Origin of the sequence: Nocardia yamanashiensis (genome assembly GCF_021183565.1) — a bacterium.
GTDB lineage: Bacteria > Actinomycetota > Actinomycetes > Mycobacteriales > Mycobacteriaceae > Nocardia > Nocardia yamanashiensis.
Window position 1 is genome coordinate 1,541,023 of the sequence record NZ_CP089226.1, and the last position, 19,270, is coordinate 1,560,292.

Annotated in this window: 20 protein-coding genes and 4 tRNA genes; 12 read left to right on the plus strand and 12 right to left on the minus strand. The window is 67.0% G+C overall.

The window, feature by feature from the left end:
- Window positions 1-301 precede the first annotated feature (301 nt).
- Window positions 302-994 carry an alpha/beta hydrolase gene (locus tag LTV02_RS07340; RefSeq protein ID WP_233039216.1) on the minus strand — a complete coding sequence of 231 codons (693 nt, stop codon included), beginning with the start codon at window positions 992-994 and terminating at the stop codon, window positions 302-304.
- A 70-nt stretch (window positions 995-1,064) separates the two neighbouring features.
- Between LTV02_RS07340 and LTV02_RS07345 the strand changes: the two genes are divergently transcribed.
- A complete protein-coding gene (locus tag LTV02_RS07345) occupies window positions 1,065-1,958 on the plus strand; it encodes a helix-turn-helix transcriptional regulator (RefSeq protein WP_233039218.1) in 894 nt (297 codons plus the stop codon).
- On the opposite strand, the gene LTV02_RS07350 is transcribed toward LTV02_RS07345, so the two are convergent.
- From LTV02_RS07350 to LTV02_RS07360, 3 genes are read right to left on the minus strand one after another with little or no spacing between them, the layout of a single operon-like run.
- On the minus strand, window positions 1,948-2,508 hold the full coding sequence (locus LTV02_RS07350) for a 3'-5' exonuclease (protein WP_233039220.1): 561 nt from the start codon (window positions 2,506-2,508) through the stop codon (window positions 1,948-1,950). The two genes, LTV02_RS07345 and LTV02_RS07350, sit on opposite strands and share 11 nt — an antisense overlap.
- 46 nt (window positions 2,509-2,554) lie before the next feature.
- A complete protein-coding gene (locus LTV02_RS07355) occupies window positions 2,555-3,334 on the minus strand; it encodes an META domain-containing protein (protein ID WP_233039221.1) in 780 nt (259 codons plus the stop codon).
- Between the two features lie 17 nt (window positions 3,335-3,351).
- The gene (locus tag LTV02_RS07360) at window positions 3,352-4,755 is read right to left on the minus strand and encodes a lipase family protein (protein ID WP_233039223.1); all 1,404 of its coding nucleotides are present in this window, start codon (window positions 4,753-4,755) and stop codon (window positions 3,352-3,354) included.
- 176 nt (window positions 4,756-4,931) lie between these two features.
- Here LTV02_RS07360 and LTV02_RS07365 point away from each other — a divergent pair, with 176 nt between their 5' ends.
- Window positions 4,932-5,567, plus strand: a complete 636-nt coding sequence (locus LTV02_RS07365) for a TetR/AcrR family transcriptional regulator (protein WP_233039224.1) — start codon at window positions 4,932-4,934, stop codon at window positions 5,565-5,567.
- Here the strand turns inward: LTV02_RS07365 and LTV02_RS07370 are convergent.
- Complete coding sequence (locus LTV02_RS07370) at window positions 5,547-6,728, minus strand: acyl-CoA dehydrogenase family protein (RefSeq protein ID WP_233039226.1); 1,182 nt, start codon at window positions 6,726-6,728, stop codon at window positions 5,547-5,549. The two genes, LTV02_RS07365 and LTV02_RS07370, sit on opposite strands and share 21 nt — an antisense overlap.
- A 177-nt stretch (window positions 6,729-6,905) precedes the next feature.
- On the opposite strand from LTV02_RS07370, the gene LTV02_RS07375 reads away from it, so the two are divergent.
- The 4 genes from LTV02_RS07375 (at window position 6,906) to LTV02_RS07390 (ending at window position 7,793) form a co-directional block, all read left to right on the plus strand.
- Window positions 6,906-6,991: transfer RNA gene (locus tag LTV02_RS07375), tRNA-Ser, on the plus strand.
- Window positions 6,992-7,500: 509 nt separating this feature from the next.
- A tRNA-Met gene (locus LTV02_RS07380) sits at window positions 7,501-7,577 on the plus strand.
- A gap of 45 nt (window positions 7,578-7,622) precedes the next feature.
- Window positions 7,623-7,695, plus strand: a tRNA-Ile gene (locus tag LTV02_RS07385).
- Window positions 7,696-7,720: 25 nt separating this feature from the next.
- A tRNA-Asn gene (locus LTV02_RS07390) sits at window positions 7,721-7,793 on the plus strand.
- Window positions 7,794-7,820: 27 nt separating this feature from the next.
- Here LTV02_RS07390 and LTV02_RS07395 read toward each other — a convergent pair.
- Both LTV02_RS07395 and LTV02_RS07400 read right to left on the minus strand, forming a co-directional pair.
- Complete coding sequence (locus LTV02_RS07395; protein WP_233039234.1) at window positions 7,821-8,366, minus strand: dihydrofolate reductase family protein; 546 nt, start codon at window positions 8,364-8,366, stop codon at window positions 7,821-7,823.
- Window positions 8,367-8,601: 235 nt separating this feature from the next.
- Complete coding sequence (locus tag LTV02_RS07400) at window positions 8,602-9,501, minus strand: MFS transporter (protein ID WP_233039236.1); 900 nt, start codon at window positions 9,499-9,501, stop codon at window positions 8,602-8,604.
- A gap of 403 nt (window positions 9,502-9,904) precedes the next feature.
- Here LTV02_RS07400 and secG point away from each other — a divergent pair, with 403 nt between their 5' ends.
- Both secG and LTV02_RS07410 read left to right on the plus strand, forming a co-directional pair.
- On the plus strand, window positions 9,905-10,138 hold the full coding sequence (secG, locus tag LTV02_RS07405) for a preprotein translocase subunit SecG (RefSeq protein ID WP_067713072.1): 234 nt from the start codon (window positions 9,905-9,907) through the stop codon (window positions 10,136-10,138).
- An 87-nt stretch (window positions 10,139-10,225) separates the two neighbouring features.
- A complete protein-coding gene (locus LTV02_RS07410) occupies window positions 10,226-10,864 on the plus strand; it encodes a LysE family translocator (RefSeq protein ID WP_233039238.1) in 639 nt (212 codons plus the stop codon).
- Between the two features lie 33 nt (window positions 10,865-10,897).
- Here LTV02_RS07410 and LTV02_RS07415 read toward each other — a convergent pair whose 3' ends face one another.
- Window positions 10,898-11,188 (minus strand): hypothetical protein, encoded by a 291-nt coding sequence (locus tag LTV02_RS07415; RefSeq protein WP_233039241.1) that lies wholly within the window; start codon window positions 11,186-11,188, stop codon window positions 10,898-10,900.
- Between the two features lie 486 nt (window positions 11,189-11,674).
- On the opposite strand from LTV02_RS07415, the gene LTV02_RS07420 reads away from it, so the two are divergent.
- Window positions 11,675-12,361, plus strand: a complete 687-nt coding sequence (locus LTV02_RS07420; protein WP_233039242.1) for a DUF1361 domain-containing protein — start codon at window positions 11,675-11,677, stop codon at window positions 12,359-12,361.
- Between the two features lies 1 nt (window position 12,362).
- Here LTV02_RS07420 and fadD8 read toward each other — a convergent pair whose 3' ends face one another.
- The 3 genes from fadD8 to LTV02_RS07435 are packed head-to-tail and all read right to left on the minus strand — an operon-like array spanning window position 12,363 to window position 16,086.
- Complete coding sequence (gene fadD8 / locus LTV02_RS07425) at window positions 12,363-13,967, minus strand: fatty-acid--CoA ligase FadD8 (protein WP_233039243.1); 1,605 nt, start codon at window positions 13,965-13,967, stop codon at window positions 12,363-12,365.
- 31 nt (window positions 13,968-13,998) lie between these two features.
- A complete protein-coding gene (locus LTV02_RS07430) occupies window positions 13,999-15,192 on the minus strand; it encodes a thiolase C-terminal domain-containing protein (RefSeq protein ID WP_067713059.1) in 1,194 nt (397 codons plus the stop codon).
- A 45-nt stretch (window positions 15,193-15,237) separates the two neighbouring features.
- Window positions 15,238-16,086 (minus strand): SDR family NAD(P)-dependent oxidoreductase, encoded by an 849-nt coding sequence (locus LTV02_RS07435; protein ID WP_233039244.1) that lies wholly within the window; start codon window positions 16,084-16,086, stop codon window positions 15,238-15,240.
- 54 nt (window positions 16,087-16,140) lie between these two features.
- Here LTV02_RS07435 and LTV02_RS07440 point away from each other — a divergent pair, with 54 nt between their 5' ends.
- Window positions 16,141-17,124 carry an alpha/beta fold hydrolase gene (locus LTV02_RS07440; RefSeq protein WP_233039247.1) on the plus strand — a complete coding sequence of 328 codons (984 nt, stop codon included), beginning with the start codon at window positions 16,141-16,143 and terminating at the stop codon, window positions 17,122-17,124.
- A gap of 6 nt (window positions 17,125-17,130) precedes the next feature.
- On the opposite strand, the gene LTV02_RS07445 is transcribed toward LTV02_RS07440, so the two are convergent.
- The gene (locus LTV02_RS07445; RefSeq protein WP_233039250.1) at window positions 17,131-17,778 is read right to left on the minus strand and encodes a winged helix-turn-helix transcriptional regulator; all 648 of its coding nucleotides are present in this window, start codon (window positions 17,776-17,778) and stop codon (window positions 17,131-17,133) included.
- 65 nt (window positions 17,779-17,843) lie between these two features.
- On the opposite strand from LTV02_RS07445, the gene LTV02_RS07450 reads away from it, so the two are divergent.
- Both LTV02_RS07450 and LTV02_RS07455 read left to right on the plus strand, forming a co-directional pair.
- Entirely contained in the window at window positions 17,844-18,293 is a 450-nt protein-coding gene (locus tag LTV02_RS07450) for a PaaI family thioesterase (RefSeq protein ID WP_233039252.1), read from the plus strand.
- A gap of 152 nt (window positions 18,294-18,445) precedes the next feature.
- Window positions 18,446-19,213: a 2-phosphosulfolactate phosphatase gene (locus tag LTV02_RS07455; protein ID WP_233039254.1), complete on the plus strand. Its 768-nt coding sequence runs from the start codon at window positions 18,446-18,448 to the stop codon at window positions 19,211-19,213.
- The last annotated feature ends 57 nt before the right edge of the window (window positions 19,214-19,270 follow it).

Below are 19,270 nucleotides of genomic sequence, written 5' to 3' on the forward strand. Positions count from 1 at the left end.
GGGACAAATGAATTCCCGCGCCGATAGGCATCGGCACAAGTGGGAACCCGGACTCGACGGCGACTTTGCCTGTAGCCCTACGGGTTTCGAATGTAGACGTTCGCTGGGCGTTCGCGCGCTGTGATGATCTCCACAATCCGGTCGGTCCGGAAATCGCGCGGGCGGGAAATCCCGGAGATATGCCGGTCACGCGTCCAGTGGGTGGAATCCGCAGGGGGTCAATTGTGAATGGTCACAAACGAACCGCGGGCCGCACCGTGTCGATCGGTGCGGCCCGCGGCGGGGCTTCGTGCGAATATGGTCAGCCGATTTCGGTGGCCGCCTGATCGATCAGATCGGCGACGGCCTTGGGCTGCGAGGCCAAAGAGGCATGGCTCGCGGGCAATTCGACGATGGCGCGCGGGTTCATGCGCTGCGCCATGCGCCGTTCGTTGTCGGGATGGATCATGCGGTCCTCGGTGGAGACCTGGTACCAGCTCGGCTTGCGCTTCCAGGCCGGGGCGGTGACCGTGTCGCCGAAAGTGGAACCGACCGGGGCCTTCTGGGTGACGGCCATGACCAGCGCCTCGTCGGCGGGCAGATCCTGGGCGAAGCTCTCACCGAACTTGTCCTGCGCGATCCACACGTAGCCGTCCGAATCCGGGGCGATGGCCGCCACCGCGGCGGGCGGCTGCTGTTCGGTGATCTGGCCCAGGCTCTCCCCGGCATCGGGGGCGAAGGCGGCGATATAGACCAGGCCCGCCACATTCGGCAGGTCACCGGCTTCGGTGATGACCGCGCCGCCGTAGGAGTGACCGACCAGCAACACCGGACCGTCGAGCTGCCGCACCATCTTCCGGGTGCGTTCGGCATCATCGGCGAGCGAGGTCAGCGGGTTCTCCACCGCGTGCAGATTGTCGTATCCGCGCTGCTTCAGCTCGACGATCACCTTCGCCCAATGCGCCGCCCCACCCCAGAAACCGTGAACCAGAACGATTGCCGGCTTGTCCGCCATGACGTTGCCTTTCGGTTGTTCGAGCACTTGCGAGCAACGGCTACGCTAATCGGATGATGAGGCAAATACCATGACGAGAACGCCGGATGATTTTGCCGTTCGTCCGGAATCGGGCGTCGACTGCGATCCGGTGCCGGACGCGCTGTCGGAGCTGCTGGACACGGTGCGGCTGCGCGGGGACGGGGTGCACCGGTACGCGCTGGCGGACGGGGCACAGCTGGAGTTGCCCGCGCGGCGGGTGCTGCACATCGTGGAGTCGGGCACGGTGCGGTTGCGGGTGCCGGGTGAGAACGTCACCGTCACAGTCGATTCCGGGGACATGGTGGTGCTCGCGAGGGGCGACGCGCATCGGCTCGAAGCCGTCGGCGGGCCGGCGCGGTGGGTGACCGGGAGCTACGCCGTCGATGAAATGCTGGCCGCGCCTTTGCTTTCGGTGCTCGCGCCCGCCATTGTCATCGGCGGATCGGCGCCGGGGCGCGAGTGGCTGCCGTTGAGCATGAAACTGCTGCTGGTCGAAGTCACCGATCCGCGGCCCGGGGCGGCGGTCATGATCTCCCGGATTCTGGATCTGCTGTTCGTGCACGCGCTGCGCGCCTGGTCGGCCGATGCCGCCGCGCCCGGATGGCTCACCGCCGCACTGGATCCCGCGCTCGCACCGGTCATCACCGCCGTTCACCGGGATCCGGCGCGGGCATGGACCGTTCCGGAACTGGCCGCGCTGGCCAATATGTCGCGCACCAGTTTCGCCGAGCGGTTCACCCGCCGGCTGGGCAGCTCGCCCGGCGCGTACCTGGCCGATCGCCGATTGAGCCGCGCCGCGGAACTGCTGCGGTCGACCGGCGATCCGGTCGCGGCCATCGCCCATCGCGTCGGCTACGACTCCGAAGCCGCCTTCAGCCGCGCCTTCCGCAGGCGTTTCGAAGTGCCGCCCTTACGGTTTCGCAACAGCACGCTCACGCCGTGACCGGCCACTTGCCGTCGCGTAGCATCCCGGCGATCAGGGCGGCGATATTCCAGGCATCGTCGCCGCCGCGATGATGGGTGCCCTCCAAGGGCAATCCGGTCATCGCCAGGGCGCCGGCCATGCCGAAACGCCGGTGCGTGCCGCGTGATTCGGAGAAGGCCAGCTTGGCATTGGTGTGCACGCTGCCGAACGGATAGCGCACACCCGTTGCGGCGCACTGGCGTTCGAACTGCTTGCGGTCGTAATCGCCCCAGCTCGCCCACGGCCGCGAATCGGCGTGGAATTCACGGCGCAGCAGCTCGCACGCCGCGTCGAAGGAGATGCCGGTGGCGACCTGCGCGGCGGTGAGAGTGGTCAGCCGCGTGCAGAATTCGCTCACGGTGGAGCGCTCCGGGCGCACCAGGATGCTGTGCTTCTCCACCCGCTCCAAGGTCTCGGTATCGAGCACGCACAGCCCGATCTCGATGATCTCGCTGGGCATGCCGGGCGGGGCGGCCTTCTCCCAGCAGGTGGCCTCCACATCCACCACGTTCAGTAATCGTCGGTTCATAGCGCCGGACGGTACCGGCGCGAGACCGTCCGGCGATATCGAATAATCACTCGGCGCGCAGGCCCAGACCGGTGCCGGTGGCGGCATTGCGCAGGGTGAGCTCATCGGAATCGACGGTGGCCGTGGTCTTTCCATCGAGCACGGCCAGCACCTGGCGTTCCACCTCCATCACGTCCGGTTCGCACATCATGCGGGTGGTGCCGACCTGGAAGGTCACGTCGGTGCCGGACACCTCCGCCTTGCCGGTGAGCCGGTTGCAGCCCGCGCTGCCGGATACCGCGCCGTCGGGGGAGATGGTGATCGCCGGGCGTACCGCGTCCAGGGTGGCCGAGCGCGTGACCGCGTCCTTGCTGATCAGGGAGGTGACGATCCAGGTGGTGCCGACCAGCGGTTTGTCCGGCTTGGCGACCTTGCGATCCTGCAGGGTGACGGTGACGCCATTGCCCTTCAGGGTCAGGTCCGCGCCGTTCGGTTTCCAGTCGGGGGCCGAGCGCAGCAGGCCGTCCAGCCAGCCGTCGGCGCCTGCGCGGTCACCGGGGCAGGCCATCATGGTGGCGGCCAGATCGCCGACCTTCAGGGTATTGCCGTCGAGGGTGACCGGGCCGGTCATGGTGTTGCAGCCGGCGTTCGCGGTCAGGCGATCGTCGCGGAAGGTGAGGGTCAGCGGGCCGCCGCCGGGGATGGGCGTGCCCTCCACCCGGGTGGAGAGGTAGGTCTTGCCCATCAGATCCGAACCGGACTGCGAGCTGTCGTCATCGGACGAACAGCTCGCAGCGGCGAACGCGGTGACGGCGAACAGAGCCGCCCACATGCGAATTGCTGGCATGTAGCCGATCGTACGGGTCAGACCGGCATGCCCAGCGCAGACGCGAGGGTCTGGCCGATGGCGTTCACGAAAGCGCCCAGCGCGCCGGGGTCGAGAATGCCGCTGTACACATCGCGGTTATGGCAACCGGTCGGTACCTCGAGGCCGTTGAGCCGGTCGTTGAGCCACAGCGCCGCGCTCGCGGTATTCGAGACGGCGGCGATGCCGTGCTCGCTGAGCAGGTCCCGGGTGTAGAAGACGCGGGCCGACGGATCCTTGCAATAGGTGTCGTAGGTGTTGTTGACCGCGTTGACCGGCATCACCTCATCCATCGGAGCTTCGTAGATGTACAGCGGTGCGGTCGGCGTACCGCGATGACCCAGGCTCAGTTCGTCCAGCACCGGCTGCACCTCCGGTGAGAGCATGGGATCGCCCGGATAGTCGAACAGGCCCTTGATGTTCACGAACGGGAACGCCGCGAATTGCAGCGCTACGCACTGGTTCTCGTGCACGGCGCGGGTGGCCTTGCCGAGCGGGTTCATATAGCGGTCGATGAAGGCGTTCACCTGCGGGTACTCGCGCGCCACGCCGAACAGGCCGCCCATCACCGCGCCGCCGAACGCGGACGTGCCGTTGTTGTAGTCGATGGCCATGCGGATATCGGCCATCAGGCCGCCGGTGGCGCTGCCGACCAGATTCAGTTCCGGTGCGTAGGTCGGCTGGAGTTCGGCGGCGTGCGCGGTCGGGATCGCACCGCCGGAATAGCCCCACAGGGTGACGCGGGTGTCGGTACCGGACAGGGCGGCGGGCTCGAAGTTCTCCGCGGCGCGAATGCCGTCCAGGGTGATGCGGCCGCCCAGCGGACCCACCGCGTAGGCCGCGTTCGGGCCCTGATGGTCCGGGACCACGACCGCGTGACCGAGCTGCAGCATGGCCTGGACCTCGATGAACTCGGCCTGCATGACCGGGTTCAGGGGATTGGGCAGCGACCCCATCTGCAGGGCGTAGGAGGCGGCGCAGTTGATCGAGAGCGAGTCCTCGGCCATCTGGAACGAGACCAGTCCGCGCTGCCCGGTCGGTGCGGCGCGGTGCGGGACGATGACGGTGGTGACCGCCGCGATCGGCTCACCGCGGGTGTTCGTGCTGCGGAACGACAGTTGCCAGGCGTTCACGTTCAGCGGCAGCAACCAGAAATTGGCCAGGTTCACCTGGCGGGCGGCCAGGATCTCACCCGGCTGTGCGGAGGCCACCCGCGCCGGATCCGGTTGATAGAAGCCGGGATCCAGATACGGCGGCGCCGGCGGCACCGGGAACGGCAGGGCCGGCTGCACCGGAACCTGTTGTGCGGATGCGGTATTCGCCATCGCCGGGCAGGCGGCGACGGCGACCCCCGCCGCCACCGCCAGGCATGCCCGGGCGAATGCCGTGGACCCCGTTGTCATATCGAACTCCTCTGTGCCGCGCGCGGTGCGGCCGAGCGTCCGCCCCCATCTCAGATAGAGAGCGTTTGTTTCCTAACTTTGTGAGGCCGACCCTAGAATGCGGGCATGGAATGTGTCAACGGTCACGTCGAGCCGTATGTGAGTAGTGCGCGCCCGGCACGGCAGGATGTTCGGTCGTGAGCGAACAACCCCGCCCTCGCCGCACCCAGCAGGAGCGCAGGGCCGCGACCGTGGCCAAACTGGTCGATGCGACGACCGCCGCAATCGGCGAGGTCGGCTATCAGCGCACCACCGTGCAGGAGATCTGCGGACGCGCCGGGCTCTCGGCCGGGGCCATGTTCCGGCAGTTCGACACCCGGCTGGATCTGATCGTGCGGACCGCCGAAGAGGTGTTCACGCGGCAGCTGGCGGCGTATCAGGTGGCGATGGAACACCTTGGGGCGCAGGACAATCCCCTGGACACGGCGCTGCGGTTCCTGCGGCAGGCGCAGCAGTCCAACCTCACCCACGCGCTGCGGGAGATCTACCTGGCGGCGCGCTCGGACGCCGAGCTGCGCGAACGCATCGCGCCGATCGCCGAGACGTACTACCGCGAGATCGGGGTGACGCTCGAGCGGACCGGGGTGCTCGCCAACTTCCCCGCCTCGATCCGGGAATCGCTGTTCTTTATGTTACTGCACCTGTTCTCCGGCGAAGCCGTGGTGCGCGGGGTGTATCAGCGGCCCGATCTCGACGATTCGGTGCTGAAGCTGGTCGAGGACATGCTGGCCGTGTACGCGGCCCAGGGTGGGTCAGATCATCGCGCGGAGTAGGCCCTCCGGCTGGAAACCCAGGCCGCTCAATCCGGCGGCGTGATAGACGGTGCCCGGGCTGTGAATGGCGTGATGCAGGCCCGCGTGAGCGTCGCGCCAATAGCGTTGCAGCGGGCGGTCCATGCGTAGTGCGGCGCCGCCGCAGCGGGGATAGATGTCGTCGATGGCGCGGACGGCCTGCCAGGCGGCATTCACCTGATTGCGCCGGCCCTGCGCGCGCCTGGCGAACGAGACTTCCTTTCCGGCGTCGACGAGATCCCAGATCTGTTCGGCGTTGGTGATCAATCCTTCACGCGCGGAATTGATTTGGGCGGCGGCTTCCGACATGGCGTACATCGTGTACGGGTCGTCGCGCACCGCGGTGCCCTGGGCATTGATCCGCTCGCGCTGATAGTTGACGGCTTCGGCGAGCATGCCCTCGCAGATACCGATCGTGGCGGCGGTGATGCCCAGCGGGAACATGCACGACCAGGGCATCCGGTAAAGGGTCTGCGACAACCCCGCCTCGCGGACCTGAGTGCCGTCGATCAACCGGTCGTATTCCATGACGCGGTATTCCGGAATGAAAGTGTCCTCGATGACGAGATCCTTGGATCCGGTGCCTTTGAGCCCCACCACATCCCATGAATCCTCGATGATCGTGTACTCGCTGCGCGGAATGATCACGTGCAGCATGGTGGGCGGGCCGTTCACATTCCCGTTCGCATCACACTTCATCGCTCCCAGAAAAGCCCACTGACAATGGTCGGTGCCCGAGGAGAACCCCCACCTTCCGCTCATCCGATACCCGCCCTCGACCGGGATCGCCCGCCCGTTCGGCATATACGGCGAGGCCACCCACGTCCCGTCGTCCTCACCCCACACCTCCTCCTGCACCCGCGGATCCGCCATCGCCAACTGCCAGGGATGCACGCCCACCACCCCGTGCACCCACCCCGCCGGCGGATTCAACGCCGCCGTGGCCATCACCGTCTCCGCGAACTCCCGCACCCCCGTCTCCAGCCCGCCGTGCACCCTGGGCTGCAACATCTTGATCGACCCCGCCCCCTTCATGATGTCCACCGCCGAATCCGTGAGCCGCCCCAGCCGATCCGCCTCCGGCCCGCCCTTACGCATCTCCTCCCGCTGCGCCATGATCAGCTCCAGGACCGACTCCACCATCTCCGCCTCCGATTGCTCGCTGGAATTCGATGGTGCCGCACCGCGCCCCGCCGGAAGGCCACTTCCGCCATACCGCCTCCCGGCGGCCCGAGCCCGTCCGCGCCGTTATTCGGTTGCACCCCCACCCCCGCACCTGCGAACGTATTGGTACCGCAAGCTCGAAGAGCAAGCGAACAAGGAAAGTCCCGGCCTGCGGAGGCCAGCCGGTCTTGAAAACCGGAGGCGGGCAACAAGTCCCGGGGGTTCGACTCCTCGACTTTCCGTAACCTGTCCTGAAGGCAGCTCGATATGCTGTAGCGGTGTAGCGAAGTTCGGTAGGAAGATGGAGGAGTGGAATGGCTTTGACCGCAGACCGGCAACGCTTCTACCGCCATCGCAAAGCTATTGCTGTAAATGAGTACCTACTCGGTCACCCGTGCATTGATTGTGGCGAGAAGGATCCGGTCGTCCTCGAGTTCGACCATGTGCGCGGAACGAAGAGGGCGGGGGTGAGCCGCATGATCAGCGGCACGTACTCGCTCCAAGCGCTCTGGGAAGAGATTGCCAAGTGTGATGTGCGGTGCGCAAACTGTCACCGCAGGGTTACCGCAGCGCGCGGTGGTCATCGTGGGTATCTCGGTATGGAGCTTGAGGAGCCGATGAAAGTCGAGCGGCGTATCCCTGACGCGGATGCCTGTGGCACCTCGACGGGCTACCGCAGGGGGTGCCGTTGCGATGCGTGCCGAAAGGCTCAGCGCGACAGGGTGTCTATGTACAGGATGAATAAACGCCTAGCGGTGTAGGGGAGCTCGGAACCCCGGTGGGCTCATAACCCACAGGTCGTCGGTTCGAATCCGACCACCGCCACCAAACCCCGCAGGGGAATCGGCCAACGCCAATTCCCCTGCGGGGCCCCGATTCGTAGCTCAGCGGTAAGAGCGCCGCCCTGATAAGGCGGAGGCCGGAGGTTCAAATCCTCCCGAATCGACCGTGATCGCCCCACCGATCACCCGTGGCCCGTAGCTCAGTCGGCAGAGCGTCCGCCTGTTAAGCGGAAGAGCGCAGGTTCGAACCCTGCCGGGCCAGCACACATCCGACGGGAGTGGATCCCCGTCAGTGCGGGGCAAGCCGGTGCACGACGATTCCGGATTTGAAGGTCGTCGTCCCGAGCAACTCCAGGTGGGTGAGTTCGGCGTAGCCGTCGAAGAGGCGGTCACCGGAGCCCGCGATGGTCGGGAAAATCCAGAAGTGATACTCGTCAACAAGTTTCGCTTCGAGCAGCGTGCGGGACAGCGATCCGGTGCCGAACTTGAGAATGTCACCGCCTTCCTCCGCTTTCAGCGCCCGCACCGCGTCAGCGACATCTCCTTGCAGGACAGTCGCATTCCAGGTGGCATCGCCCTGAGCTAGCGTGCGTGAAGCCACGTACTTGGGCATGGCGTTGATCCGTGCGGTGTATGGATCCTCCTCCGGCCGAGTCGGCCACACCGCTGCGAACCCGGAATAGGTTTCCCGCCCCAGCAGCAACGCATCGGAAGCGAACAGCAAGCTCGACGCGTACTCACTATGCTCCGCATCCCAATACGGCCCACCCCACTTGTGCGGCTCGCCGACAACCCCATCGGTGGTTACGAACGTCGATTCGATGATCTTCCGCATGCCCATCCCTTTCAACTTCGAGTAGACCTCCGACCAGCCTCCCGCCCGCCGACGCCCCGAACAAGACACATCTGCTGCACGCAGCGTGAAGCATCGCTACGCCCCACCTCGAATGAAACCAAATGGCTTTCCGTGAACGAGCCTGTTAAAGTAGTCGCCGCGACGCGGGGAAGTTCCTGGATCTATAGCTGGGAACAGAGTTGAGTTCCCCGGCGTCGTCCAAAATTTCCCCAGTTCAGGGCATTCTTCTCCGCGGTTCACCGGTCATCCGAGCGGACACGATGCTGCCGGTAGCGGCGCTCAGGGTCATCGCGATTCCGCCCAGCACGAAGCCTTCGGCCGGTGCGGATGCGATCAGCGCTGGGATGACGATCATTCCGGCGGTTCCCGAGGCGCGCATGACCAGGTGGTTGATGGTGAGCAGGCGTAGGCGTAGCGGGGGTTCGAATGACGTCAGATGGGTCGCCATCGCGATACCGGTGATCGCGCTCAGAAACCCGGTCATGGTGGCGAACAACGTTATCCAGAGCACGGTTTGGGCGGAACCGATCGCGACGTACAGGACGCCGGTGGCGCCCCAGGCTGCGCAGAATCGGGCCGGGAATCGGCTGCCTGTGACGTGCAGGGCGGTGAGATTTCCTAGGACGGAGGCGATTCCGCAGGACGTGAGTAGCCAGCCGTAGGTTTCAGGGCCTGCATTCAACCGCTGGAGCAGGAGCAGGGGGAGCCCGATGGCGGACAGCGCCATGAGGAAGAAGCCGACGCTTTGAACTGCGAATGCGGTTGACAGGTGGGGATATTCACGCAGCAGTCGCCAAGTTCGGATCTGGGGTCGTAGCCCGGTACCGCCGAATTGTGTTTGTCCAGTGGGGGTTTCCCGTGCGAGAAACAGTAAGGCGACCGTGGATGCCGCGAAGGTGGCGGCGTCGGCCAGGAACAACGTGGTGATCGGTGCTATCAGCAGTAGCAGGCCGGCCAGTCCGGGGCCGACGATGCGGGCCAGGCGGCTGGTCAGATCCATCAGAGCGACGGCCTGCGGTCGTTCGCGGGGAATGACGAGATCGGGGACAAGGCTGCCGAGGCACGGGTCGAAGATGGCGCCGAGTATGCCGAGGCAGGTGACCATCGCCAGCATGGCCGGGGTTCCGCCCCCCTTCCCATGCCCAGGGGAGGCCGGCTACCAGCAGCGCACGGGTGGCATCGACGCTCGCCAGGGCGGTGAAGGACAGGCAGCGGCCGAGCAACCTGTGCCCGAAGGCGCCCATCACGATGTAAGGGATGGATTCGGCGACAGCTACCGCGCCCATCGCCGGCGGGCCTGACCGCTCCAGCGCCAGCCACATGACTGCCAGGGCGAAGAATCTGTCGCCCGTCTGGGAGAGCAGCTGTGCTGTCCATACGGTCAGCAGCGGTCCGCGGCGAAGCAGGCTGGGCGGCGGCACGGTGGGTGACCTGCTTCACGGGGTGCTTCGGGGGTGGTCGACTCACAGGCAGGGTGTATGCGATCACTGCGCTGACGACCGCATACACTGTCCGGCATGCGCATGTTCCTGGATATCCTCCTGATCATCACCAGCGTGTTGCTGGTGCTGCTGGTGCTGCTGCACCGCGCCAAGGGTGGGGGTCTGTCCAGTCTCTTCGGTGGTGGCGTGCAGTCGAGTCTGTCGGGGTCGACCGTCGTGGAGAAGAACCTGGACCGCATCACCATCTTCCTGGGTGTGATCTGGTTGATCTCGATTCTCGGTATCGGGCTCGAGATCAAGTTCGCGTAGTAGTCGCGGGGTAAGACATGAGCCCGGGCGTCGCGATTGCGGCGCCCGGGCTACTTGTGTTGGGGGAGAAGGGAATAGCGGGGGAACATGGGCTTGCCGGAGTCGCTGATCTCGTTCGCCGTGGTGGCCGCTCTGCTGACGGTCGTTCCCGGGGTTGATACCGCGCTGGTGTTGCGGGCCGCGGTGAGCCGGGGGCGTCGCTACGCTTTCGCCACTGCGATCGGTGTGGGGAGCGGGACGCTGGTGTGGGGTGCGGCTGCGGCTGCGGGGGTTTCGACGCTGGTGACGGCGTCGGAGGTGGGTTATGCGGTGTTGCGGGTCGTGGGGGCGATCTATCTGGTGTGGATGGGGGTCGGAATGATCCGGGCGGGGTTGCGGCGGCGTGGGATGGACGCGGGGGCGGTGGAGGAGGAGTCCCCGCCAGGGAGTGTGTTCGGGGCGTGGGTGCGGGGGCTGGGCACCAATCTGCTCAATCCGAAGGTGGGGGTTTTCTATGTGGCGATGCTGCCGCAGTTCCTGCCGGAGGGGGCACCGCCGTTGCTGATGGGTTGCCTGCTCGCGGTTGTGCACAATGTCGAGGGCATGGTGTGGTTCGCGATGATCATCAGCGTTGTGGGACTTGCGAAATCGTGGCTGAGCCGGGATGCGGTGCGGCGGGGGATGGATCTGGTGACCGGGACCGTCATGGTCGGGTTCGGGGTGAAGGTCGCCGCGAGCCATCGTTGACAGCGCGGCCACTTCGGCGGATCGAGGCTGGGGTCAGCCGACGCGGCACAGCCATTCGGTGCCGTAGTGGGCTGCGTTCCCGCCGTCCAGGTGGACCCAGTGGCCGCCGTTATCGCCGCAGGGCTCGCCTTCGACGTGGGCGGGGCCGGGCGGAGGAGTCGAGGGGGAGACGCCGGCGCTGCCGGTGAAGACGCCATCGGGCAGCGGGATGGAGATACCGGGGGCGGGCTGCCAGACGTCGGCCTGGGCGGTGCCCGCGGCGATCAGGGTGCCGGCACACGCGGTGGTGAGCGTGGCTGTCAGTACTGCTGCGAAGCGCTTCATGCCTGGCCTTTCTCGTGGAGCGGCTGCGGCGGTGGCAGACATCCGCTCTCCTCAATAGCTGAACGGTAACTACTCATCTTGGTGAACTGCGCGCAAATGCGGCAATGATCTGGGTCACCACCGATGGCGGCTACCGCCGGCGGAAATCTGCTCGACCCGGTTGCGCGGTGAAACGTACTCTGCGCGCATGTGCGTTTATCCGAGCCGGACCCATCTGGTGTGTCTGCCGTGCCGGGTGTCGTTCAAGGCCTCGATCGGGCGGGGGCCGGAGCGGTGTCCGCAGTGTCTGGGCGAATTCATCGATGCCGGACCGCATCTCGAAGTTCCGCGGAAGGTCGACAAGACCGGATGGCGGGTGCTGGGGGCGGTGCTCGAAGCGGGGATGGACTTCTATGGCGGGTGCTGTGGGACCGGGCCGGGCTATCGGCCTCGGACGCCGCGTGAAGTTCGGGAGCTTTTGGGCTGAGGGGCGGGCATCATAGGTTGATGGACTTGGTGAATGCGGTGGCGCCGAGCCTCGCGGGGGTGCTGCATCGCAATTTGTTGTGGATGGTGTGGAATACGGTGCTGGCTTGGATTCCGGTGATCCTGGCGTTGCTGGTGTTTCGGGCCAAGTCGGTGGATGATCGGCGGTTGCCGATCTCGCCGTTCTGGTGGGGCGGGGTGGGGTTGCTGTTGCTGTTCTTGCCTAATGCCCCGTATGTGGTGACGGATCTGGTGCATCTGCGGGATGACGTGCGGGCCGTGGGGGATGGGCCGGTGGTGAGTACCGTGCTGCCGGTGTATGCGGCGTTCATTGTCAGTGGGTTCGTCGCCTATTACCTGGTGCTGGCGGAGCTCGGCAGATTCTTGGCGCGGATGGGGCTCGAGGTTTGGCGGGTGCCGGTGTATCTGTGCATTCATTTGCTTTGTGCGGTGGGCGTTTTCCTCGGGCGGTGGGTGCGGCTCAATAGTTGGGAGCCGGTGGTGCAGCCGCGGGGGACACTCGAGCGGATGGTGCTCGCGCTCACCTGGGAATGGGCGCCGGTGTTGATCGGCGCGGTGTTCGTGGCGACCGCGGTGGGGCACTTCGTGACTCGCGCCGTGGTGGAGGCGGGTGTGGCGAGCGTCCGGCGCGGCGCCCGGCTGATCCGCACCATGCGGTACGGATCGCCGAGCACCGAGCAGGCGTGACCTACAGGCCCAGGCGTTCCTGAGCGATCACCCGCACCGCCTTCTTGTCCGGCTTGCCGAGACCGGTCAGCGGCAGTTCGTCGATGACCAGCACGTGCTTGGGCACCTGGACGGAACCCTTGCGCTGCTTGACCGCCGCCTGAATCTCGGCGGTCACGGTCTCGACGGCCGCCGGGTCCGCGGCGGTGGCGGCGTCCAGCACCAGCACGGCGGTGACGGCCTCACCCCAGTGCGCGTCGGGGACACCGACCACGGCCACATTGAGAACCTTCGGGTGTTCGGACACAACATCTTCCACTTCACGCGGGAAGACGTTGAAGCCGCCCGTGACGACCATGTCCTTGGACCGGCCGACGATGAACAGGAACCCGTCCTCGTCCTGCCGCGCCAGGTCGCCGGTCCACAGCCAGCCGTTCTTGAACGTATCCGCCGTCACCTCGGGCAGATTCAGGTAACCGGCGGCCAGCAGCGGTCCGGAGACGCAGATCTCGCCGACCTCGCCCGGCGCGACCTCGTTGCCCTCGGGATCGAGCAGCGCCACGCGCAGAATGTTGGAGGGCCGCCCGCAGGAGGTCAACCGCTCCTTGTCGTGCTCCTCCTTGCCCAGGTAGCTGATGGCCATGGGCGATTCGGACTGCCCGAAGTACTGCGCGAAGATCGGCCCGAAGCGATCGATGGCCTCCTGCAACCGATTCGGGTCGATGGCGGACGCGCCGTAGTACACGGTCTCCAGCGACGACAGGTCACGGGTCTTCGCATCGGGGTGATCCAGCAGCGCGTAGATCATGGACGGCACCAGCATGGTGGCGCTGATCTTGTGCTCCTCGATCGCCTTCAGCACCTCGCCCGCGTCGAAGCGCGGCAGCACCACGCACTGCCCGCCCAGCAGCACGGTCGGCACGAAGAACGCCGCGCCCGCATGCGAAAGCGGCGTGCAGATCAGGAATTTCGGCCGCTTCGGCCATTCCCATTCCGAGAGCTGGATCTGCGTCATGGTCGACATGGCCTGCGCCGTGCCGATCACGCCCTTCGGCTTACCGGTGGTCCCGCCGGTGTAGCTGATCGAAATGACATCGTCGGGCCGCAGCTCGGCCGCCTGCACCGGCCGCGGCTCGTACTTGTCGGCGGTGGCGAGCAGATCCACGCCCACGTCCGCGAGCGCCTCCGGCACCGGACCCAGCACCAGCACCTTGGTCAGCGACGGCACCATATCCACCAGCTCGCGCGCCCGCTGCACGAACGCCGGCAGCGGATCCAGCACCAGCGTGGTGATGCCCGCGTCGGAGAGCACATACGCGTGATCGTCGAGCCCGCCGATGGGATGCAGCGCTGTCCGCCGATGCCCCGCCACCTGCCCGGCGGCAATGGTGAACAGCACCTCGGGCCGATTCAGCGCCAGCACGCCGATCGGCGAACCGGTCACGATGCCGTGCTCGGCGAAGGCGTCGATATACCGGCCGATACCGTCCAGCACGTCACCGCCGGTGAGCACGTGGTCGCCCAGGGTCAGCACCGGCGAGTTCTTGTGCCGCCGCAGCCCCGACAGCAGGCTGTGCCCGTTGTGCACCGGCATCCGCAGCCGGACCTCGGGATCGATTGTGGTCATGGTGTTCTCATTCCGTGCGATCGAAAGGTGATCAGAGCGTGCCGGAGCGGTACAGGGTGACGGCGACCGCGCCACCCAGTCCGAGATTGTGCGCGAGTGCGGTGCGCGCGCCTTCGACCTGGCGTTCGCCCGCGAGTCCGCGCAGCTGCCAGGACAATTCGGTGGCCTGTGCGAGACCGGTCGCGCCCAGGGGATGGCCCTTGGAGATGAGCCCGCCGGAGGGGTTGACCACCCAGCGGCCGCCGTAGGTGGTGGCACCGGATTCGACCAGTGCGCCGGATTCGCCCTCGCCGCACAGGCCCAGCGCCTCGTAGGTGATGAGCTCGTTGATCGAGAAGCAGTCGTGCAGTTCGATCACGTCGACCTCGTCGATGCCGACGCCCGCGGTGGCGAACACCTTCGAGGCGGCCGCGCGGGTCATGGGCGCGCCCACCACGTCGATCATGGAGCCGGTGGAGAAGGAGGTGCCGTCGTCGGTGGCCAGCTCCTGCGCCAGGATCTCGATGGCCTGCGCCTCGAGGCCGTGCGCCTTCACGTACTCCTCGCTCACGACCACGGCCGCGGCCGCGCCGTCGGACATGGGGGAGCACTGCGAGCGGGTCAGCGGCCCGTGCACCGGCTTGTCACCGAGCACCTGCTCGAGGGTGTACGCGTCCTGGAACTGGGCGAGGGGATTCCGGGTCGAATGCTGATGGTTCTTGACCGCGACCGCCGCCAGCTGCTCGGGCGTGGTGCCGTAGCGCTTCATGTGCTCGATGGCGGCATTGCCGAAGAACTGGGTGGTGATCGGCGCGGCCGAGAACTCGAACAGTTCCCGGTTGACCTTCAGGTGCGCGTCGACGGTGGTGACCTTGGGCTTGGTGGCCGGGCCCGCCATGGCCTCCTTGGTCATCTGCTCGAAGCCGACGGCGAGGGCGATATCGGCGATGCCGGCGGCGACCCATTCGCGGGCGAACATGAGCGCGGTGGAGCCGGTGGCGCAGTTGTTGTTCACGTTCACGATCGGAATGCCGGTCAGGCCCACGTCGTAGAGGGCGCGCTGCCCGGCCGCGGACGGCTGGAAGACGTAGCCGACGGCGGCGCGCTGCACCTGGTCGTAGGTCACGCCGGCGTCTTGCAGGGCCCCGTTGACGGCTTCGGCGACCATCTGCGGGTAGGTCCACTCGCGCGAACCGATCTTGACGAACGGCGTCATGTTCACACCCACGATGAATGTGCGTCGCATTGTTCTGCTGTACTCCTGTTCTGCGGGAACGGTTTTCGTCTGCGTTCAGTCGGCGCGCGGAATGCGGCCGTCGAGGTCGGTGAAGCCGTAGTCCTCGGCGAGGTCGGCCACCTTCCAGGCTTTTCCGGTGCGCGCCTTGCGATTCGGGTCGGCCGCGAGGGCCACTACGGCGCGGCCGGGGAAGCGCGGGGATTCGGCGGTGGCGAGATCGAAGGTGCCTTCGCCGGGCAGGGTGACCAGGCGGCGGCCCTCGGCGTCGGCCGGAACCATTTGCAGCAGTTCGGTATCCACGATGCCGGGCCAGATCGACACCGCGGTGGCCTCGGTCTCGGCGAGATCGTGCGCGAAGTCGGCGGTGAGCCGGTCCAGCGCGGTCTTGCCGACCCCGTAGACGGCATTGTGCATGTGGCGCACGGCCCCTGGGGAGGACACGTTCACGATCAGCCCGCCGGATTCGATCAGCAGCGGCGCACCGAAAACGCTTGCCACGTAATGCGATCGGACCCCGATATCGAAGGTCTCGTCCCACGCCTTGGCCGGGACCTCCCAGAACTTGCGGCCCAGCCAGCGCGCGGCGCTCGGCGAGTTGTAGACATTGTTGACCAGCACGTCCAGGCGGCCCTGCTCCTCGCGCACCCGCGCGAACAGCGCCTCGACGGCGGCATCGTCCTTGTGGTCGCAGACCACCGCGATCCCGGTCCCGCCCAGTTCGTCGATCTCGGCGGCGGTGGCGTGCACGGTGCCGGGCAGCCGGCCGGGCGCGGTGGTGCGCCCGGTGACGTACACGGTCGCCCCGGCCGCGCCCAGCTCCAGGGCGATGCCCTTGCCGATGCCCCGGCTGGCCCCGGTCACGACCGCCACACGACCGGCGAGAATCTTGGGTATTTCGCTCACAACCTCCGGACACTACCGTTAAATGAGAACACGTTCTAGAAATTGGAGTCGGTAGTGGAATTGACGCATCGCTTCCTGGACGCCAACGGCATCCGGCTGCACGTCGCGGAGCAGGGGCAGGGCTATCCGGTCATCTTCTGCCACGGGTTCCCGCACACCTGGTACGTCTGGCATCACCAGATGGCCGAGGTGGCCGCGGCGGGATACCGGGCCATCGCCCCCGACCTGCGCGGGTACGGGCGGACCGAGGCGCCCGGAGAGGTCGAGGCGTACACCAACGAGGCCGTCATCGGGGATCTGCTGGCGCTGCTGGACGACATCGGCGCGCCCAAGGCGGTGTTCGTCGGGCTCGATTTCGGTGCGCAGCTGGTGTGGGAGCTGTCGCTGCGTGCGCCCGAACGGGTCGACGGGGTGGTGGTGCTGAACAATCCGTTCGCACCGCGCCCGCCCCGTGCGCCCTCGGAGTTCTGGACCAAGGCGGCGCAGCGGCACTTCCTGCACCTGTCCTACTTCCAGGAACCGGGCGTGGCCGATGCGGAACTGGCCGCCGATACGCGCGGGTTCCTGGCGCGGGTGTACTACTCGCTCTCCGGGGAGTACCACTACCTCGACACCTGGAAGAACCCGCCCGGGCTCGGCTACCTCGATGTGCTGCCGCAGGCCCCGGAACTGCCGTGGCCGTGGCTGTCGCAGGACGAATTCGACACCCTGGCACAGGATTTCGAGCGCACCGGGTTCACCGGCGGGCTGAACTGGTACCGCAATCTGGATCGCAACTGGGAGCTGACCGCCGCCTACGCCGATGCCAAGGTGGAGGTGCCGGCCTTCTTCCTGTACGGCGAGAACGACCCGGACATGGAAGGTTTCAGCGGTCGCGATCCGCTGGCCACGCTGCGTGCCAATGTGGCGGATCTGCGGTCGGTGGTCGAAGTGCCGGGTGCGGGGCATCTGGTGCAGCTCGAAAAGCCGGAGATCGTCGGCAAATTCGTGACCACCGCGCTGCGGGAACTGCACGTCGGAGCGCGCATCGCGCCCTGATCGGGGTCAGCTCGCGGCGAGCAGATAGCCGGCGAACCAGCCGGGGAAGGAGCGGCGCAGTTCGGCGGGGCCGGTCAGGGTGACGGCCTCGGTGCGCAGCAGATGACTCCAGCTGGTTTCGCCCAGCCAATAGCGGGTGAGCGCGTCGAGGTCGGCCTCGACGCGCAAAGCGATGGGATGGCCGCCGTCCTCATCGCAGAGCGTGACCTCCGGGGCGCGGGCGAGCAGGAAGTACGGCTTGGAATCCATTGCCGGGAAACGCAATTCCACCAGCGTGGGTTCGGCCGGGAGGTGCTCGGGCACCACCCGGCGGCGAATGTCCCAGAGCAGCGAATCCGGATCCAGGTGCTCGGGTAGCAGGCCGCGGTGATCCCATTCGGTCGCCCACATGCCCAATTCGCGCAGTACCGGCATCAATCCCGCGCCCGCCGCGGTCAGGTGATAGCCGTCCCCGTCGCGGCCCACCACGCCCGCGCGTTCCAGTTCCTTGAGCCGGATCGACAGCATGGATTTCGAGATGCGGGGGATGCCGCGGCGAATGTCGTTGAACCGCCGCTCACCCATGAGCAGTTCGCGCACGATGAGCAGCGACCACCGCTCCCCGAGCACCTCCAGCGCGCGTGCAATGGCACAGAACTGCCCGTATCCGCTCATACTTCGATGCTACGGGTCCGGATTTACTACCTCCGCCCGCGCGAATCCGCCCTACCTTCGAGAACGTGACTGAAGCCCCCACCGAAACCGGCCTCGAATTCCTGCGCGCCATCATCGAAGGCCGCCGCCCGCAGCCGCCCATCTCCGCCGTCCTCGACTTCGAACTCGTCGCGGCCGAACCCGGCGAGGCCACCTTCGAGGGCATGCCCGGCGAACAGTTCTACAACCCGATGAACACCGTCCACGGCGGCTACATGGCCACCCTGCTCGACTCGGCTCTGGGCTCCGCCGTCATGACCCGCATGCCCGCCGGAACCGCTTACACCACAGCCCAACTCAGCGTGAACCTGCTCCGCCCGGTACTCGCCGACACCGGCAAACTGCGCGCCGTCGGCCGGGCCATCCACGTCGGCCGCACCATCGCCACCGCCGAAGCCCACCTGATCGGCATCGCCGACGGCAAGCTCTACGCCCACGCCACCACCACCTGCGCGGTCTTCCCCGCCCGGCCATAACCGGCCGGGTGACGGACCTGCCGACCCTGGTCGTCGTCAGTGGCCCGCCCGGTGGGTTGGAATGCGATCCGGGTGATCGTTTTCGTCGCGGGCGCCGATTGCGCTGTGGCACAGTGGCGGATCGTCGTCGGTGCTCAGGTGGAGGTGGGGGAATGTCGGAATTTCCGGAGTGGTCGAAGCAGGCCGGGGCCGGGGTACGGTTCGATTGGGGGCTGACCGGAGCCCGGGCACTGGGGCCGGAGTGTGCGGCACTTGTGGTGGTGGACGTGCTGTCGTTCACGACCTCGGTGTCGGTGGCGGTGGAGGCCGGGACCCGGGTGCTGCCGTATCCGTGGCGGGACGGCAATGCCGCGGAATTCGCGGCCGCGCATGGTGCGCGGCTCGCGGTGGGGCGGCGGGCGGTGTCGGAGGAGCAGCCCTGGTCGCTGTCGCCTGCGGCGTTGCGGCGCGCGCCTGTGCCGGAGCGGTTGGTGTTGCCGTCGCCGAACGGGTCGGCGATTTCCGCTGCCGTCAGCGGGATTCCGGTCATCGCGGCGAGCCTGCGCAATGCGGCGGCCGTCGCGCGGTGGATCGCGGGGCAGGGGTGGGGGAGTGCGGAGCGACCGGTCGCGGTGATCGCGGCGGGGGAGCACTGGCCGGGGGAGTCGGTGTTGCGGCCGGCTGTCGAGGATTGGCTGGGGGCGGGGGCGGTGATCTCGGCGCTCACGGAGTTCGGGGTCGATGGCCTGTCCTCGGAAGCGCGGGCGGCGAAAGCCGGGTACGACGGGATCGGCGATATCGCGGGGCTCATTCGTGAGAGTGCGTCCGGGCGGGAGCTGGCCGCCATCGGATTCGCCGATGATGTGGCCATCGCGTTGGAGATCGGGGCCGGGAAAACCGTGCCGGTGCTGGTCGACGGAGCTTTCAGCGCGGCCGGGTGAGGCGGCTCGCACCGCGGCGATGACTCCGATCCGTCCGGGGATGAACTACCGTCGAGC

Excerpts from the sequence above, each read along its gene's own strand:
- LTV02_RS07340 (WP_233039216.1), bottom strand. The coding sequence starts at position 994 with ATGGCGGACAAGCCGGCAATCGTTCTGGTTCACGGTTTCTGGGGTGGG.
- LTV02_RS07345 (WP_233039218.1), top strand. The coding sequence starts at position 1,065 with ATGACGAGAACGCCGGATGATTTTGCCGTTCGTCCGGAATCGGGCGTC.
- LTV02_RS07350 (WP_233039220.1), bottom strand. The coding sequence starts at position 2,508 with ATGAACCGACGATTACTGAACGTGGTGGATGTGGAGGCCACCTGCTGG.
- LTV02_RS07355 (WP_233039221.1), bottom strand. The coding sequence starts at position 3,334 with ATGCCAGCAATTCGCATGTGGGCGGCTCTGTTCGCCGTCACCGCGTTC.
- LTV02_RS07360 (WP_233039223.1), bottom strand. The coding sequence starts at position 4,755 with ATGACAACGGGGTCCACGGCATTCGCCCGGGCATGCCTGGCGGTGGCG.
- LTV02_RS07370 (WP_233039226.1), bottom strand. The coding sequence starts at position 6,728 with ATGGTGGAGTCGGTCCTGGAGCTGATCATGGCGCAGCGGGAGGAGATG.
- LTV02_RS07395 (WP_233039234.1), bottom strand. The coding sequence starts at position 8,366 with ATGCGGAAGATCATCGAATCGACGTTCGTAACCACCGATGGGGTTGTC.
- LTV02_RS07400 (WP_233039236.1), bottom strand. The coding sequence starts at position 9,501 with ATGCTGGCGATGGTCACCTGCCTCGGCATACTCGGCGCCATCTTCGAC.
- secG (WP_067713072.1), top strand. The coding sequence starts at position 9,905 with ATGCGCATGTTCCTGGATATCCTCCTGATCATCACCAGCGTGTTGCTG.
- LTV02_RS07410 (WP_233039238.1), top strand. The coding sequence starts at position 10,226 with ATGGGCTTGCCGGAGTCGCTGATCTCGTTCGCCGTGGTGGCCGCTCTG.
- LTV02_RS07415 (WP_233039241.1), bottom strand. The coding sequence starts at position 11,188 with ATGAAGCGCTTCGCAGCAGTACTGACAGCCACGCTCACCACCGCGTGT.
- LTV02_RS07420 (WP_233039242.1), top strand. The coding sequence starts at position 11,675 with ATGGACTTGGTGAATGCGGTGGCGCCGAGCCTCGCGGGGGTGCTGCAT.
- fadD8 (WP_233039243.1), bottom strand. The coding sequence starts at position 13,967 with ATGACCACAATCGATCCCGAGGTCCGGCTGCGGATGCCGGTGCACAAC.
- LTV02_RS07430 (WP_067713059.1), bottom strand. The coding sequence starts at position 15,192 with ATGCGACGCACATTCATCGTGGGTGTGAACATGACGCCGTTCGTCAAG.
- LTV02_RS07445 (WP_233039250.1), bottom strand. The coding sequence starts at position 17,778 with ATGAGCGGATACGGGCAGTTCTGTGCCATTGCACGCGCGCTGGAGGTG.
- LTV02_RS07455 (WP_233039254.1), top strand. The coding sequence starts at position 18,446 with ATGTCGGAATTTCCGGAGTGGTCGAAGCAGGCCGGGGCCGGGGTACGG.